The organism is Lentilactobacillus kosonis (assembly GCF_003864335.1).
GTDB classification, from domain to species: domain Bacteria; phylum Bacillota; class Bacilli; order Lactobacillales; family Lactobacillaceae; genus Lentilactobacillus; species Lentilactobacillus kosonis.
Genome location: NZ_BEXA01000002.1, coordinates 456,637 through 471,655 on the forward strand (window position 1 = coordinate 456,637; position 15,019 = coordinate 471,655).

Below are 15,019 nucleotides of genomic sequence, written 5' to 3' on the forward strand. Positions count from 1 at the left end.
CTACTTGACAACTTTGCTTGCCTTAATTTTGATGCCATTGTCCTGAGCTTCTTTAACTTGTCTTTTACTTAAATAACCTTCTTGTTGTAAGTCAGCAAATGTAATCTTATCCTGCTTAGGAAACTCACTAACATAAGCATCCAATTGTGATTGCACAACTGATACCATTGCGTTCGAATGAATTCCTTGGGCATGTTTTCGCTGAGTAGATAAGTTTGGGATGATAATGAGAATTAACAATGAAATGAATAAAAAGAACAATTGTCATTTCAATTAAAGTAAATCCTTGTCTTTGTTTATTAACTTGTTTTCGTATATCTATCTTTCTCAACCTTAATAAATCTCCTTTAATGAGTCATAAATTGGCATTAGTAATTGAAAATAGCTGGCAACAATCGCGATTCCAATTACACAAAACATTACTGGTTGAACCAGATTTATCAAACGATCAATTTGATTAGCAAACTCAGCAAAGCAATTTTGAGAATATGCGGACATTGATTGTGCCACTTGAGGAGTAGTCATTCCACTATTTAAAAAATTGATCATTTCCCTTGAAATAAATTGATATTGGGAAGCCACTACAATAATATCTGTTCCACCGACCAGATCACGATTCAATGAAGCACCCAAACTATATAACAATGATTGCTGGTCAAATGTGTGAAGTAACTCAATTATTTTCTTAATTGATAAACCGTTTTTTAATAACACGGCCAGATTACCTGAAAGGTAGTAATTAAGATATGCCCGCACCACTTTGCCCATGATTGGCAATTTCACCAATATGGTTATTCTTTGTAAATTATTTTTCTTCCTAATGAACACGACTATCATTCCAAAGACAACAATCCCCACCAGAATTATTAACCAACCAAACAGGTTTCTGCTACTAGCATGACTTCCAGTATTTGTAATATCTGAAACGCTTGGCATGATAATGACTTTAATTCCAATAACAATCAATGTCAGGATTGCAATCAAAAAAATCGGGTAGGCTAATAATTCTTGAATCTTTTTGGCTTGCCGTTCCCTAGCATCAAAAAATTTGGCTAACTCCTTCAGGGTTGTTGATAATTGGCCATGCTTTTCAGCCACGAGAATCTGTTGATACGTTTCAATGTCCAAAAATTGTCTGACACTGCCCGCAAATGATTCGCCATTAGCCAAATTGGCGGTGATTTTTTCAATTGCTCTTGTTAATTGCGGTTCAGTTTCAGAGATGAATAGCAAAGCGTGGTTGAGTGAAAATCCTGAACAAATTAAAGTTCCTACGCTTTTAAAGAATTGCGTCTTGACTTTAATTGACCACCTATCCGAATTGATAGCGGCTGGCTTCAGAGCTGTCAATTTAACCATCATCGACTCCTCCCTTTAAATACAATTGCCATCTACTCCAATCATATTCGCCCTGATTAAGTTCAGAAGCTGGGTGACTGACTAATAAGGCTTGCTGATCATCATTCTTTGTAGTAACAAGTCTTTGGTATGCAACTCCAGTTAATGCTTGGTCAATGTATTCATTATCAATGCCTAAATTTTTTAGTCGCTTGATAACCCCTGATGGGCTTTGAGCGTGAATTGTAGTTAAGACTAAATGCCCAGACAATGCAGCCTGAATTGCCGCATTAGCGGTTTTAGAATCGCGAATTTCACCAATGATAAAAGCGTCAGGTCGGTGTCGTAACCCAACTTTAATCAGTTCTGCGTAATTCAAGCCCGCTGCTTCATTAATCTGTAATTGCAAAAAAGATTCGCTACTTATTTCAATTGGATCTTCAATTGTCATAATTATCTGGTCCTCACTCAATTCAGAAGCTAGTTTATAGATGGTACTAGTCTTGCCAGACCCAGTTGGTCCGGCAAAGACAACCATTCCTCGTTTTCTACATAACTTTCGAATATTACTGTACTCACAACCATTGAAAATTTAATTTTGATGATTCATTATCATATATGATTCTGATTACCAATGATTCATTACCATTTACATCGCCAACTGTCGATAACCTTAATGGATAATCTCGCCAAAATACTTTACCTGTCTGAGGGCGTCGCTTTTCACTGACCGCCATTTCAGCAGAGTATTTTAGACTGTTAATAATTTGACTCGCCAAGTTCATACTAATTGTGTCGTATTCCGTTATACCTTTGTTGGTGCGCATAACAATTTGATATTTTCTATTTTGACAAAGAAAGTAAATGTCAGAACTTCGGTTACCGGTTGCAACCGTAAACATTTCTTTTATATACTTATCAATCTTCATAATTTCACCTCGTAGTTATTAATTACGAAAAAAATTTTTAAAACCCGACAAAAAAGCCAACCTTTTTCAAGGTTGGCTTAGAACATTTTAATTTTTATTCTGCTGATTCAGGTAAAACAGCGGCTTCATACACATCTTGAACATCATCGTTTTCTTCAAGTTCGTCAATCAAACCGGTGTATTGTGAAATCTTGTCACCCGGAACTTCAGTAGTGGTTTCAGGGAACAAACGAACTTCTGCTGTTTCCAAGTTGTAACCTTTTTCTTGAAGCGCATCACGAGCACTTGCTAAAGATTGTGCGTCAGTGAAAATTTCAAACATGTCGTCACTTGTTTGCATATCATCAGCACCAGCATCTAAAGCATCCATAAGCATAGTGTCTTCATCAGTATCAAGGTCTTCACGAAGAATTTCGATAATTCCCTTACGATCAAACATGTAAGAAACTGAACCACTAGCTCCAAGAGAACCGCCATGGTGAGTAAAGGCTGAACGAACGGCTGCTGCAGTCCGGTTTTTATTATCTGTCAATGCAGAAACCATGATTGCAGTACCACCAGGTCCATATCCTTCATAAGTGATTTCCTCAAACTTAGCTCCACCAAGACCAGAAGCCTTGTCAATAGCACGTTGAACGTTATCTTTAGGCATGTTGGCTGCACGAGCCTTATCCATTACCAAACGAAGTTGTGGGTTATTGTCTGGATCAGGATCACCTGCTTTAGCGGCTTGGTACAAGTCACGAGAAATCTTTTGGAAGATTTTTCCACGTTTTGCATCCTGAGCGTTTTTACGACCTTGAATATTATGCCATTTTGAATGTCCTGACATTTCCTTAACAACTCTTTTCTGAATTTAATTTAATTACTGTTTACATACCCTATGAGTTTACCAAATTAAACAGCTTGTTTCAAGGACAGGAGCTAATTAGTATTCATACCCTGTTGAGTATTAACCAATCGCATCTTGATGACTAACAAAACTGGCAATTAATTTTCCCATATACTCAGGAGATTCTTTCATCCCATCATTTAGCCATTTTAAAGACACATTAACCACGGCTCCACTCAAAAAGTCATCCCAATAGCTTTGATTAACATTGCTAAGACTGCCCCTAATCTTACCAATAATCCCAACCTTTGCTAAATACATCTGGGTGGTTTTAAAAGCTGAAATCAACAAATCGGTATTAGCAGTTTCAGACATTCCAATTTGCATTTCCTTATCTAAGCTGACCATTTGAAAATAATGTTTCATTAACTCACTAGTTTTAATAGTCTGACGATTAGGTAATTCTCTTAAATACTTTGACATCTTCATGAACTCATAATCGGTAATAATTTGTTCAAATGAGCTAAAGCGTTTGTAGTAGTATGTCCTTGATACTTTGCATTCCGACATAATTCAGCTACTCCAATATCCATTATTGGCTTATCTCGACCAAGTTCCATCAATGCATAAAAAATGTCGGTTAACTTTTGTTTTTTTACTTCTTGTGGCGTCATAGTTTACAAATTACCAACTTTCTGTCAACCATATATTTACCCCATATTCTACTGCATGCTAGTATTCATTTCAGCAATTAAGTAACAATATTGGAGGAAATTAAATTGAAATTAAAGCAAAAATTATTAATAACAGCGATGGTCATCGGAATTTTTGTCTGTATGCTTGATACTACCGTTATGAATATCGCATTACCAGCCATTCAAACTGGCCTCAATGTTAAATTAAGCACCCTTTCATGGGCCCTTAATATTTATACAATCACATTTGCGGTATTGACCATTCCATTAGGCAAGCTGGCCGATATTTACGGCCGTTATCGATTCTACATAATTGGTTTGATTGCCTTTGCCCTTGGATCAATCATCTCTGGTTTTAGTCTAAACATCAGCATGCTGATTATCGGTCGAGGTATCCAAAGTATCGGTGCCGCAATCGTTTTCCCCGCTAGTATGAATATTGGCATTTCTGAATCATCAATGAGCCAACGAAAGGTTACACTGACAATATTAGGAATCACTCAAGGAATGGCTAGCGCCTTAGGGCCAACTATTGGTGGAGTGATCACCCAATTTCTTGGTTGGCGCTGGGTCTTCTTTATCAACATACCACTTCTAATCATGGCCTTAATACTATGCCTAAAAACTTTGAACTTTAAAAATGAAGTTCGCTTTCCAGCAAAAATCGATTGGTTGGGAATGCTATTATCAATGATTATGTTATTCTCACTGACCTTAGGATTAATTCAAGGCCGTTCGTGGGGATGGCACAGTTTCGCAATTTTGGGTTTATTCAGTTCAAGTATCATCAGCTTGATTATCTTTATATTTGTTGAACGAAAGGCTAAGTCACCAATGATTCCAATGGAACTGTTCCAAAATAGCCAGTTTACTGGAGCCGTCCTTTCGGTAGTCTTATCCGGTATCTTTTTGATTGCAGTTCAGGTAATCATGCCCACCTTCTTCACAACCATTTTAGACAAGTCAGAATTAGTCGCAGCCTTAATGATTTCTCCAGTTTCATTGATGATTTTCATTTGGTCACCAATTGGGGAACATTGATCGATAAAATTGGCGCTCGGATAGTAATTTTTGCTGGATTTGCATTAATGTTTGCAGGTTACGTAACGTTTTCATTAATCGACCCTAATTATTACAGTCAGGTGTTAATTGCTTGTTTGCTCCTTGGATCAGGCTTTGGAATTATTGCTGGACCAGTGGTAATGCTTGGTGCAGCCGATTTCACAGGTGAGTTACTAACTGCATCTCAAAGCGTGATTGGGGTGTTTAGACAGATTGGATCTGTACTTGCCGTCGCAATTTTTGTATCTAGTCTCTCTGGTAATCTCGTCACAGCGCAAACGCGGATTATTAATAATAGTAATCAGTATATTGCCCAAACTAACTTGCCAAATTCCACTAAGGCAAAGGTTCGCCAGCAAGTCGAAAGCAAAGCTCATCAAGGCTCAAATAAGTCGGCTACCAAACAAACTGGAATATCAACTAACCAAAAGGATCAAATTATTGAATCACAGTATCATAAAATAATCTCATCTCAGAATCATCAGTTATCTAGTGTTATGAAAGCAAAAATTCATGCACAAGTTACTGATACTGTGTCGCATGAATTTAATCGCCAAAATAACATCGTTCATCGCATTATTCGGCATGTTAAGCTAACAAGCAAGCATGAGCTGACGCACGCGTTCATTAGGCCTTACCAAATAGCGGTACCATTCGTTGGGCTTTCCAGCTTAGTCAGCTTACTATTTTACAAACGAAAATCAAGATAATAAAAACACCGTTCACATGGTATGAACGGTGTTTTTATTATCTAAGCCTATTTAGTAGAATCTCGTTTCATCAGACCGTATGGTAAAATCACATTTTTATCATCAATTGATTCATCATTCATTAACTTAGTTAAAAGACGCATGGCAACCGCACCGATGTCATAAAGTGGTTGGGTAATCGATGACATCTTTGGTCGCACCATTTCTGTTAACTTGGTGTCATTACTAGTAATAACTTCAAATTCTCCAGGAACATTTACCCCTGCATCCGTCATTCCGTTGACAATTCCGGCTGCTAATTCATCATCAGTAACCATTGCAGCCGTTGCTTTAGCAGAAACTAAAGCTGGTTGTAACAACGTTCCAGTCTTATAAGAATTATCCGTTTCAAACACTAATTTATCATCAAATGGGATACCGACCTCTTTAAGAGCCTGTTTGTAACCTCTCAGGCGATACTTACTGTTAATTGGTTGATCCAAAGGTCCACAGACAAAAGCAACCCGCTTGTTGCCACGATCAATCAAACTCTTAACTTCTTCTTGAACGGCAGCAGCGTAGTCGATGTTAACACTTGGTTGAATTTGTTCATCATCAATTGATCCTGCGAGTACAATTGGTGTTTTGGTACGCTTAAATTCTTCTCGTAGCTCCTCAGTTATATTATTTCCCATGAAAATAATACCGTCGACTTGTTTTGATAGAAGTGTATTTAAAACTGTCACTTCTTTTTCTCCATTTGAATCAGAACTAGTCAAAATAATATTGTATTTGTACATCGTAGCCACATCATCAATTCCGCGAGCAAGTGCAGAAAAGTATAAGTTAGTTACATCGGGAACAATTACCCCGACAGTTGTGGTCTTTTTACTTGCTAATCCACGAGCAACAGCATTCGGACGGTAATCCAATTTGTCGATTACATCCAGAACTTTTTTCCTAGTAGCAGGTTTAACGTTATTATTCCCATTAACAACTCGGGAAACCGTAGCCATTGACACATTGGCTTCACGAGCAACGTCATAAATTGTTACAGTTTGTTTATCCATAAGTGATAGCCCTTCCTTTGAAGACACAATATGTTTTCATCTGTTTTCAAAACATTATCAAATATAACAAAATTTTTCCTTCATAGCAATTTGAAAACGTTTTCATTTAAATCATAAACTAACATTGCCTTTTTTTCAAGGGGGACAATCTCTGGTTGTTTTCATGTATGATATACTGAAAATACTATATATAAGGGAGTGTTTTGATTGAGCAAAATTGAACAAATACAAAATTGGCTTTCAGATAATCATAATACTGCAGCATTGATTACTGATCCCAAAACAATCCAATATTTAACTGGATTTTACAGTGATCCAGTAGAACGAGTATTGATGATGGTAGTTTTCAAAGATAGCGATCCATTCATCTTTGGGCCTGCCCTAGAAGTAGAAGCAATTAAAGATACTGGTTTTACCGGTCCTGTATATGGCTATCTAGACCATGAAAATCCTTGGAAGATGATTGCCGATCAGATTAACAGTAGACATCTAAGTAAAAATGAATTTGCTGTTGAAAAAAATGCGCTAACTGTTGATCGTTTTGAACAACTTAAGTCAGTGTTGTCGAATGCCTCATTTAATAACAACATCACCCCATTTATCGAACAAATGCGGTTAATTAAATCAGCTGACGAAATTGAAAAATTAAATATTGCTGGACAATGGGCTGATTTCGCATTTAAAGTTGGTTTCGAAGCCGTAAAGAAAGGTATTCCCGAATCTGCTGTTGCCGCCGAATTGGAATACGCTTTAAAGAAAAAAGGAATTATGGAAATGAGCTTTGACACTTTAATTCAAGCCGGACCTCACGCCGCTGAACCTCATGGTGCCACCTCAGGTAACCTAATCAATGATAATCAACTAGTTCTTTTTGACTTAGGAACGGTTTGGGATGGCTACATCAGTGATGCATCTAGAACGGTAGCAGTTGGTAAACCTGATGACAAATCAATGGACATTTACAAAGTGTGTCTTGAAGCTCAATTAACTGCGCAAGCCGCCGCAAAACCTGGAATTACTGCAGCTGAGCTTGATAAAATTGCTCGTGATATTATCGACAATGCCGGTTACGGTGAATACTTTATCCATCGTCTAGGCCATGGCATGGGAATGAGTGAACACGAATTTCCATCAATCATGGAAGGCAATGATATGGTTCTGCAACCTGGCATGTGTTTCTCAATCGAACCTGGAATCTATATTCCAAATGTTGCCGGAGTCAGAATTGAAGACTGTGTTCATATTACGGAATCTGGTTGTGAGCCATTTACTCATACCACCAAAGAATTGCAATACGTAGATTAACAATAATTAGAACTAGCAAAAACCGGTGTAGAATTTAAATTCTACACCGGTTTTCTTACTAATTTAAAAAGCTGTAACGGTACCATCTGGATAAATCAAGACAGTAGCCGTTGCTTCAAAGTCATCATCTTCATCAAAAACTGCCTCTGGATCAACCACAATGTCTATTGGGTCATCTGAATCAAAATTATCTGAATCATCAAATGATTGAGCGTTTTTAAAAGAGTCCATGGTTGTTTTAGCTCTTTGGGAAGATTGTTTCATTTGTTCTGAAAGGATTTCTCTTGCATCGTTAATTGCATCTTCTGCATAGAACGCGTAATCAACAGCACGGTCTTTCAAATCATCAGCACGATTTTTAATTTCTTGCTTAAGATGCTTTTTGTTACTCTCATCTAATCTTTGGTAAGCGGCATAAATACCTGCCCCCAGCAATCCAGCGAAGATTCCGCCTGTAACTTTCTTTCCCATAACATCAACCCCTAGTCTGTATTTTTATTTTTTCTGTGATTACGGAATGTTTTCCATGCTGCTTTAGAAACTGCTCCAGCCATCCATGCCTTACTGCCAGTTCTGCCAGAATCTTTAACTCGCTGAGTTAAATTTTTGGTTGCCTCATTAAGATCAGACACACTTTCCCCCAAATCAGCAGCAGCTTGGAACACTGGTGTAGTAATGTTTAACTTTTCATCAATATCCTTTACTAGGGTATTAGATGTTGCCATAATCTTATCAGTTTGTTTAGCGATAACATCAACGTTACTAGTAACCGATTTGATTGTTACATTTACTTCTGAAATTGTTCTAGCAATTTTCATTAGGAATAAACCAATGAAAACTACTAATAATAAAAATGCGACTGCAGCAATTAAGCCTGCAATTTGACCTGCTGTCATAATGGGTCCTCCTTATACGACAATTTACTTTTAGAATAGCATTAGGCTAATAAAATAACAATGAAATTGTCTAAAACTGTATTTAAAATTATTGCTACATTTGGTACCATAAGAATGCACATCACAATTAAGGGTGGTCAAATTTGAAAACATTTAATCAATTAACATCCCAGCATAGTTTGCCTAATATCTCTAAATATTTTGATTGGGATAAAATTTTAGACTCGATTGTCAAAAATACTGTACTAATTATTACGGTTATCATATTTATATTTATCGTGAATAAAGTTGGCAAAGCTGCGATCCATCAGCTTTTTAAACGTTATCGTAATCGTTACTCACAGACCGTTACAGAAAAACGTATTCTCACATTTCAAACCTTATCTTTAAATGTGTTTTCATATGTTATTTGGTTTCTATTATTTTACTGGATACTATCTATCATTGGCATTCCAGTTGGAACCTTGGTTGCTAGTGCCGGAATATTCTCATTAGCAATTGGGCTTGGTGCTCAAGGATTTGTAACCGATATCGTAAGTGGTTTCTTTATTTTACTAGAAAAGCAAATTGAAGTTGGCGAATACGTTAATATTAACAATATCAAGGGAACGGTTAGCGCTGTTGGCTTAAGAACCACCCAGGTTATTGGAGATGATGGTACTCTGAACTTCATACCTAACCGTAGCATTCAAACTATCGCTAATATGTCTAGAAACAACATGGTGGCCGCAATTCAAATTCTGATTACTCCAGAAACAGATATCAACAAAGCTACTTCACTGATTGAAGAGGTCAATAACGAACAAGTGAAGAATTATCCAGATATTGTTAGCAATCCAACAATTGTTGGGGTGGTCTCCCTTCCCAATAACCAATTAGCCATTCAAATCAATATGACCACTAAAAATGGCGCTCAATATCATATTCAACATGATTTCTTAGCTTTATATTTAGAACTTCTCAGAAGAAATGGCATCAAGTTGGCAGCTAGTCCAGTTAATTATAAATAATAAAAAAGTACCTGAATTAAAATTCAGGTAACTTTTTTATTATTTAAGAATTCTCTTCGTTATCCCGATTATAAACAGGTAATGCAACATACCGCTCAGAGAAATTATGTGTTAGGAAGTTAAATTGTTTCATAACCTCCCGACGGGTACAAATTCCTATAAATTCTTCATTATCATCAACCACTGGCAAGAAATTCTCATCTTCCAAATATCTCATGATTATTTCTAAATCCTCTGGGTCTTTAACTACCGGTGCCCCCGTCTGCATTACATCTTTAACTAATAAATCTTGTAATGGTTCACTTGATATTTCTTCGTTAGTTAGCATCCTCTCAGTAATCATTTGCAATGAAAGTAATCCTTTGAAATGGTTATTATTGTCTAAAACTGGGATTTTAGCATATTTAACCTTTGTCAAAACCAAAAATCCATGAGATAACCGAGCATTCTCATTAACCGTTGCAACTAAGTCAGCATCGATCATTGGTTTACGATGACTTTTTCTTAAGACTACTTCAATCGGTTTATCAATCATTCGATTTCAAACTCCTTTATCATCATGACGCTTAAACTGAAAATGTAATTCTGGAACTACTTGCATCTCACGATTATAATAGTCCACTATAAAATCGGAATTATTTATATCAATTGTGCAAAATGTCCCACCAATTGAAGCAAAATCTCCTCTAGGCTGAGAAATGCTTCCCGGATTGACCAAAAGAACTCCATTATCAGTAGTACACATTAACTCATGTGTATGTCCAAATAATGCAATACCAGCATCCATAGACTCAGCAGTTAACAATAAATTCAAAATGTTAAAATTAACACCTTTCAAATGTCCATGGGTTTGATAGACTTTAGTATCACCAACTGAAATCGTTCTTTCAATCGGGAAATCCTCAAAATCCATATTTCCCTTGACCAATAAGTATTTATGGATTAAATCCGAATCTTTTGATAATTCAGAATCACCACAATGAAAAAAACATTCGACTTGGTCATTAAATTTAGTCCAAATCGTTCTTAAAATTTTTTGATCACCATGACTATCACTAACCACTAAAACCTTACTCATGACCATGCCTCATCAAGCTTAGCAACTAATTGTTTAATAGCTCGGCCACGATGACTAATCATATTCTTCTCTTCAACAGTCATTTCGGCCATTGATTTTTGACTACCAGGAACTAAAAAATATGGATCATAGCCAAAGCCATTGTCTCCACGTGCAGCAGATAGAATCCGACCATTAACAATTCCTTCAGCAACCATTTTGTCACCTGCTGGACTTAAGTAAACCAAAACAGACTTAAAATAAGCTGAACGGTCCTTTCCCTTTAACTCTCGCATTAGTTTTCGGTTGTTAGCATCGTCATCATGGTCTCCAGCATACCGGGCTGAACGAATACCAGGCTCACCATTCAATGCATCAACCACAAGGCCGGAATCGTCTGCAATCACTGGCTTTTTAACTACATCCATAACAGCTTTTGCTTTAATCTCTGCATTTTCTTCAAACGAATGCCCGTTTTCATCAATTTGACCAACTTCTGAATAATCATTTAATGAACTAATCTTCACATCAAACTTAGCCAAAGCTGACTTAATTTCAGTAATTTTATGCTGGTTTTGAGAAGCAATAACAATTTCAGTTGGCTTATCCATGAACTAATCCCCTATCTGATTTAAAATTTAATTATCTTAGCAGTAATTTCGGCATTCAAAAAATTGTCCGCAACCCTAACAAACTCATCAGGGTTACCAGTTGTATAAAAAACGTCTGGTGTTTTATTCTCTAAAGTGGTCAAGGCATCTTGTTTGGTTAGCAGTGCTTTAACTTGACTAGCAGTTTCAACCCCTGGATCGACTAACGTAACACCTGGTAATGCGGATGATACTTCAGCGCTAATTACCGGGAAATGCGTGCATCCCAAAATCATGGTATCGATATCAGTTTGCTTGAACGTTTTAAGCTGTTTATCAACCACATCAAATGAGTGCTGACTCCCGGCTTCACCATTTTCAACTAGACTAACAAATTCTGGGCAGCCTTGTGAGATTACTTCAAATTTGCCAGCGTGCTTAATAATTCGCTCATAATCGCCAGATTTGACAGTTCCATTCGTGGCAATCACACCAATCGAATGATTTTTAGAAGTCGCTAAAGCCGTTTGAGCTCCAGGCTGAATAACGCCAATTACTGGAATTGGTAACTCATTCTTTAAACGTTCATACGCAGCTGCAGTGGCAGTATTACAAGCAATGACCATCATTTTAACATCTTGATTAATAAAATAATCAGCAATTCTTCTAGTTAACTGATAAACTTGCTCTGCTGATTTTTCACCATAAGGCAAATTGCTGATCACCTACGTAAATAAATTGTTCATTTGGTAAAATCTTTTGTAATTGGTTGTAGACCGTTAGTCCACCAATGCCGGAGTCCATGACCCCAATTTTTCTATTATCCATCGTATCACTTCTTTACATATACTAGTCTTAATTATCAAACATTTCTTAAGGACATTCAACTAATGTCTTTGTTTATTGGAAATTATTGTATAATATTTATATTAGATTTCGAATCAATGGAGATTAGAAAATGAATAGCAAAATATATGAACAAATGCTTAACCATCCCCAACTATCGAATATTCTTGGTCAAGTCCTTCTCAGGGATGACTTGCTTACTGAAATTCTTGGTGATGAGTCTCACGAAATTTTATATTGGGCCGGTAAACGTTTAGGCCGCAAATATCGTCTCCAATCATTGGATGATGTCATCGTCTTCTTTGATCAATTCGGATTTGGTGATTTGGAACTAACCAAGCAATCAAAAACGAATTAGATTTCGTTTTAAGCGGTGATATCGTTAACAGCCGTTTAACCAGTAATGAAGATGTTGATTTTCAATTAGAGTGCGGATTACTCGCTCAATTAGTTGAATTCATCTTGAATCGCCAATCGGAGGGTGAAACCATTAAACAAAGTGCTAAAAAGGGCTTTGTATCAATCAGAGTGTCTTCCAGTACTGAAGCTCCAATTGAAGATATTATGCCTAACGAAATATTCAACATCATCAATCCTAGTTCACATAATTCAGACTTAGAATAAAAAAAGGGTAGGCCAAACTGGCCTACCCTTTTTATTTCTAATCAGTATATTGATCAAGAATCTTCTTTAACTGTTCTTTTGAGTGATAGCCAACTACAGTGTCTACTACATCACCGTCTTTTTTAATTAACAACGTTGGAATACTCATAATTCCAAAAGATTGTGGTGTATTAGGATTAGCATCGACATCCATCTTGTTGAACGTTACATCTTCCATCTCTGTAGCCAATTCCTCAACTACTGGAGATTGCATTCTACAAGGACCACACCAAGTTGCCCAAAAATCTGTTAAAGTGACGCCTTGAGCAGTATCGCTTTCGAATGTTTTATCGGTTGTTTCATTTACCATAAAAGCTACCTCCTTTTAAATCCTCACATTATTGTAACAACAATTAACTGAAAAGCCAATTAATTGCACACAATTTACTATTTAAATTTAACAACAGTTGAACCATCACCACCAGCGTTAGGAGCAGAGTAACCAAAGCTTGCCACTCGCGGATGACTCTTCAAAAACTCATTAACTCCATTTCTCAGAGCACCAGTCCCTTTTCCATGAATAATTGTAACCGTTGGGTAACCTGCTAATAATGATGAATCAATGTAAGAATCTAATCGACTCATTGCCTCTTCATAACGCTCTCCACGCAAATCAAGAGTTGGCGAAATTCCACTGGAACGGGTCCGAGACACTCGAGTTTGGTACTTAGTCTTTTCCTCAGGAGTAGCTTGGCCTTTCTCCAAATCATTAGGGTCGATTTTCATCTTTAAGATTCCTAACTGAACTTCCCAAGAACCGTCTCGTTGCTGATCAATCAAGGTACCCCGTTGACCATATGATTTAACTAGCACTTCGTCACCCTTGTGGAAATCATGCTTCTTCTTTTCCCGTTTAAGCACTTTGTTTTTCTTGAGGTTAGGTGATACCTCTAAAGCATTCAAGGCCCCCTTAGCATCCATTAATTCATTTTCCTTAACAGTTGCTTGGCTGGCTTGAGCTTGTTTTTTATGCAAATCATCAATGATTTCATCAGCTTGTTGTTTAGCAGTAGCAACAACTTGATTTGCTTCGATTTGAGCATTTTCAAATAGTTTTTGCTTACTAGTTTGATACTTTTCAAACTGTGACTTTAATTCTGCATGGAGTTCATTAGCTGATTTTAACTGACTTTCTAAATCCTCAGCTTCAACCCGGGCTTTCCGGGTTTGTTCAGTTAACTCAGCAATCATGTTATTAATATCTTGATTAGCATCATCAGTATATGACCGGGCTTTTTCAATAATCGATTCCGACAAGCCAAGTTTCTCGGCAATGTTTAATGCGTTACTTTGACCTGGCACCCCAATCATTAACCGATAGGTTGGCTTCAACGTCTCAACGTCAAATTCCATTGAGGCATTAATAGTACTAGAACGCTCATAAGCAAATGCTTTCAATTCAGGATAATGTGTGGTCGCAATTAACTCTGATGATTTTGCTGCAATCGCATCAATAATAGCCATTGCTAAAGCTGCACCTTCCTTAGGGTCGGTACCGGCACCAAGCTCATCTAACAGTACTAATGATTTATCGGTAATATTATCTAAAATAGAAATAATATTATCCAAATGAGAAGAGAACGTACTCAAGTTAGCTTCAATTGACTGATCATCACCAATATCGGCAAAAACATCATCAAAGATACCAATTTGGCTCTCTTCATTAGCGGTAATAAATAACCCAGACTGTCCCATTAACTGAATCAATCCAATAGTCTTGATGGTAATTGTTTTACCACCCGTATTAGGACCCGTTACGATGATTGAACGGTAATCTGTTCCAATTGTAATATCATTAGGTACAACTTTATTAATATCAATCAACGGATGACGAGCTTTTCGCAAACTCACTTCATTATCAATTGATAACATCGGTAATGTGGCTTTAATTTCGTGAGCATACTTTGCCTTAGCGTTAACAAAGTCTAAATGCCCCATTAAATGCATATTATCCTTTAAGGTATCTGTATAAGGCCTAAGGCTCTCAGTTAATTCAATTAAAATTTTACGCTCTTCTTCACGCTCTGATAATTGAAG

At 36.9% G+C, this 15,019-nt stretch carries 19 protein-coding genes and 3 pseudogenes; 4 read left to right on the forward strand and 18 right to left on the reverse strand.

The window, feature by feature from the left end; all coding sequences use genetic code 11:
* The 8 genes and pseudogenes from NBRC111893_RS05225 to NBRC111893_RS05250 form a co-directional block, all read right to left on the reverse strand.
* A complete protein-coding gene (locus NBRC111893_RS05225; RefSeq protein WP_439957177.1) occupies positions 1-240 on the reverse strand; it encodes a competence protein ComGC in 240 nt (79 codons plus the stop codon).
* A gap of 25 nt (positions 241-265) precedes the next feature.
* Positions 266-331 (reverse strand): annotated as a pseudogene (locus NBRC111893_RS12290) (hypothetical protein); the annotation flags it as partial.
* A 2-nt stretch (positions 332-333) separates the two neighbouring features.
* Complete coding sequence (locus tag NBRC111893_RS05230; RefSeq protein WP_160114448.1) at positions 334-1,359, reverse strand: type II secretion system F family protein; 1,026 nt, start codon at positions 1,357-1,359, stop codon at positions 334-336.
* On the reverse strand, positions 1,352-1,876 hold the full coding sequence (locus NBRC111893_RS11805) for a GspE family protein (RefSeq protein WP_261341426.1): 525 nt from the start codon (positions 1,874-1,876) through the stop codon (positions 1,352-1,354). Before NBRC111893_RS11805 ends, NBRC111893_RS05230 begins: the two co-directional genes overlap by 8 nt.
* A 37-nt stretch (positions 1,877-1,913) precedes the next feature.
* The gene (locus NBRC111893_RS11810) at positions 1,914-2,267 is read right to left on the reverse strand and encodes an ATPase, T2SS/T4P/T4SS family (protein WP_261341427.1); all 354 of its coding nucleotides are present in this window, start codon (positions 2,265-2,267) and stop codon (positions 1,914-1,916) included.
* A gap of 94 nt (positions 2,268-2,361) precedes the next feature.
* A complete protein-coding gene (locus tag NBRC111893_RS05240) occupies positions 2,362-3,099 on the reverse strand; it encodes a YebC/PmpR family DNA-binding transcriptional regulator (protein ID WP_125008248.1) in 738 nt (245 codons plus the stop codon).
* 120 nt (positions 3,100-3,219) lie between these two features.
* Complete coding sequence (locus NBRC111893_RS05245) at positions 3,220-3,588, reverse strand: TetR-like C-terminal domain-containing protein (protein ID WP_160114449.1); 369 nt, start codon at positions 3,586-3,588, stop codon at positions 3,220-3,222.
* Positions 3,585-3,773, reverse strand: coding sequence for a hypothetical protein (locus NBRC111893_RS05250; RefSeq protein ID WP_125008250.1), 189 nt, complete (start codon positions 3,771-3,773; stop codon positions 3,585-3,587). Before NBRC111893_RS05250 ends, NBRC111893_RS05245 begins: the two co-directional genes overlap by 4 nt.
* Before the next feature lie 138 nt (positions 3,774-3,911).
* Between NBRC111893_RS05250 and NBRC111893_RS12295 the strand changes: the two are divergent.
* Positions 3,912-5,566, forward strand: a pseudogene (locus NBRC111893_RS12295) (MFS transporter).
* 47 nt (positions 5,567-5,613) lie between these two features.
* On the opposite strand, the gene ccpA reads toward NBRC111893_RS12295, so the two are convergent.
* Positions 5,614-6,615 carry a catabolite control protein A gene (gene ccpA / locus NBRC111893_RS05260; RefSeq protein ID WP_125008251.1) on the reverse strand — a complete coding sequence of 334 codons (1,002 nt, stop codon included), beginning with the start codon at positions 6,613-6,615 and terminating at the stop codon, positions 5,614-5,616.
* A gap of 207 nt (positions 6,616-6,822) precedes the next feature.
* On the opposite strand from ccpA, the gene NBRC111893_RS05265 reads away from it, so the two are divergent.
* Complete coding sequence (locus tag NBRC111893_RS05265; RefSeq protein ID WP_125008252.1) at positions 6,823-7,920, forward strand: M24 family metallopeptidase; 1,098 nt, start codon at positions 6,823-6,825, stop codon at positions 7,918-7,920.
* Positions 7,921-7,983: 63 nt separating this feature from the next.
* Here the strand turns inward: NBRC111893_RS05265 and NBRC111893_RS05270 are convergent, their stop codons facing one another.
* Positions 7,984-8,391: a YtxH domain-containing protein gene (locus tag NBRC111893_RS05270; protein ID WP_125008253.1), complete on the reverse strand. Its 408-nt coding sequence runs from the start codon at positions 8,389-8,391 to the stop codon at positions 7,984-7,986.
* Between the two features lie 11 nt (positions 8,392-8,402).
* Positions 8,403-8,816 (reverse strand): DUF948 domain-containing protein, encoded by a 414-nt coding sequence (locus NBRC111893_RS05275; RefSeq protein ID WP_125008254.1) that lies wholly within the window; start codon positions 8,814-8,816, stop codon positions 8,403-8,405.
* Between the two features lie 143 nt (positions 8,817-8,959).
* On the opposite strand from NBRC111893_RS05275, the gene NBRC111893_RS05280 reads away from it, so the two are divergent.
* Positions 8,960-9,826 (forward strand): mechanosensitive ion channel family protein, encoded by an 867-nt coding sequence (locus tag NBRC111893_RS05280; protein ID WP_125008255.1) that lies wholly within the window; start codon positions 8,960-8,962, stop codon positions 9,824-9,826.
* 43 nt (positions 9,827-9,869) lie between these two features.
* Here NBRC111893_RS05280 and cbpB read toward each other — a convergent pair whose 3' ends face one another.
* From cbpB to NBRC111893_RS11815, 5 genes are read right to left on the reverse strand one after another with little or no spacing between them, the layout of a single operon-like run.
* Positions 9,870-10,361: a cyclic-di-AMP-binding protein CbpB gene (gene cbpB, locus NBRC111893_RS05285; protein WP_125008256.1), complete on the reverse strand. Its 492-nt coding sequence runs from the start codon at positions 10,359-10,361 to the stop codon at positions 9,870-9,872.
* Positions 10,362-10,367: 6 nt separating this feature from the next.
* Positions 10,368-10,904, reverse strand: a complete 537-nt coding sequence (locus NBRC111893_RS05290; RefSeq protein WP_125008257.1) for a YfcE family phosphodiesterase — start codon at positions 10,902-10,904, stop codon at positions 10,368-10,370.
* Positions 10,901-11,494, reverse strand: a complete 594-nt coding sequence (locus tag NBRC111893_RS05295; RefSeq protein ID WP_125008258.1) for an XTP/dITP diphosphatase — start codon at positions 11,492-11,494, stop codon at positions 10,901-10,903. The genes NBRC111893_RS05290 and NBRC111893_RS05295 overlap by 4 nt, the downstream gene beginning before the upstream one ends.
* A gap of 20 nt (positions 11,495-11,514) precedes the next feature.
* Positions 11,515-12,186, reverse strand: coding sequence for a glutamate racemase (gene murI / locus NBRC111893_RS05300; protein ID WP_230402943.1), 672 nt, complete (start codon positions 12,184-12,186; stop codon positions 11,515-11,517).
* Positions 12,173-12,301, reverse strand: a complete 129-nt coding sequence (locus NBRC111893_RS11815) for a hypothetical protein (RefSeq protein WP_261341428.1) — start codon at positions 12,299-12,301, stop codon at positions 12,173-12,175. The genes murI and NBRC111893_RS11815 overlap by 14 nt, the downstream gene beginning before the upstream one ends.
* Positions 12,302-12,455: 154 nt before the next feature.
* Here NBRC111893_RS11815 and NBRC111893_RS11230 point away from each other — a divergent pair.
* Positions 12,456-12,943: pseudogene (locus NBRC111893_RS11230) on the forward strand (DUF2507 domain-containing protein).
* A gap of 37 nt (positions 12,944-12,980) precedes the next feature.
* Here NBRC111893_RS11230 and trxA read toward each other — a convergent pair.
* On the reverse strand, positions 12,981-13,292 hold the full coding sequence (trxA, locus tag NBRC111893_RS05315) for a thioredoxin (RefSeq protein WP_125008261.1): 312 nt from the start codon (positions 13,290-13,292) through the stop codon (positions 12,981-12,983).
* Between the two features lie 77 nt (positions 13,293-13,369).
* The coding region (locus tag NBRC111893_RS05320) for an endonuclease MutS2 (protein ID WP_125008262.1) at positions 13,370-15,019 on the reverse strand (1,650 nt) is incomplete at its 5' end.

What these genes read in the sequence shown, in the direction of transcription:
- NBRC111893_RS05230 (WP_160114448.1), bottom strand. Translation starts at nt 1,359, where the DNA reads ATGGTTAAATTGACAGCTCTGAAGCCAGCCGCTATCAATTCGGATAGG.
- NBRC111893_RS11805 (WP_261341426.1), bottom strand. Translation starts at nt 1,876, where the DNA reads ATGGTTGTCTTTGCCGGACCAACTGGGTCTGGCAAGACTAGTACCATC.
- NBRC111893_RS11810 (WP_261341427.1), bottom strand. Translation starts at nt 2,267, where the DNA reads ATGAAGATTGATAAGTATATAAAAGAAATGTTTACGGTTGCAACCGGT.
- NBRC111893_RS05240 (WP_125008248.1), bottom strand. Translation starts at nt 3,099, where the DNA reads ATGTCAGGACATTCAAAATGGCATAATATTCAAGGTCGTAAAAACGCT.
- NBRC111893_RS05245 (WP_160114449.1), bottom strand. Translation starts at nt 3,588, where the DNA reads ATGAAGATGTCAAAGTATTTAAGAGAATTACCTAATCGTCAGACTATT.
- NBRC111893_RS05250 (WP_125008250.1), bottom strand. Translation starts at nt 3,773, where the DNA reads ATGACGCCACAAGAAGTAAAAAAACAAAAGTTAACCGACATTTTTTAT.
- ccpA (WP_125008251.1), bottom strand. Translation starts at nt 6,615, where the DNA reads ATGGATAAACAAACTGTAACAATTTATGACGTTGCTCGTGAAGCCAAT.
- NBRC111893_RS05270 (WP_125008253.1), bottom strand. Translation starts at nt 8,391, where the DNA reads ATGGGAAAGAAAGTTACAGGCGGAATCTTCGCTGGATTGCTGGGGGCA.
- NBRC111893_RS05275 (WP_125008254.1), bottom strand. Translation starts at nt 8,816, where the DNA reads ATGACAGCAGGTCAAATTGCAGGCTTAATTGCTGCAGTCGCATTTTTA.
- cbpB (WP_125008256.1), bottom strand. Translation starts at nt 10,361, where the DNA reads ATGATTGATAAACCGATTGAAGTAGTCTTAAGAAAAAGTCATCGTAAA.
- NBRC111893_RS05290 (WP_125008257.1), bottom strand. Translation starts at nt 10,904, where the DNA reads ATGAGTAAGGTTTTAGTGGTTAGTGATAGTCATGGTGATCAAAAAATT.
- NBRC111893_RS05295 (WP_125008258.1), bottom strand. Translation starts at nt 11,494, where the DNA reads ATGGATAAGCCAACTGAAATTGTTATTGCTTCTCAAAACCAGCATAAA.
- NBRC111893_RS11815 (WP_261341428.1), bottom strand. Translation starts at nt 12,301, where the DNA reads ATGGATAATAGAAAAATTGGGGTCATGGACTCCGGCATTGGTGGACTA.
- trxA (WP_125008261.1), bottom strand. Translation starts at nt 13,292, where the DNA reads ATGGTAAATGAAACAACCGATAAAACATTCGAAAGCGATACTGCTCAA.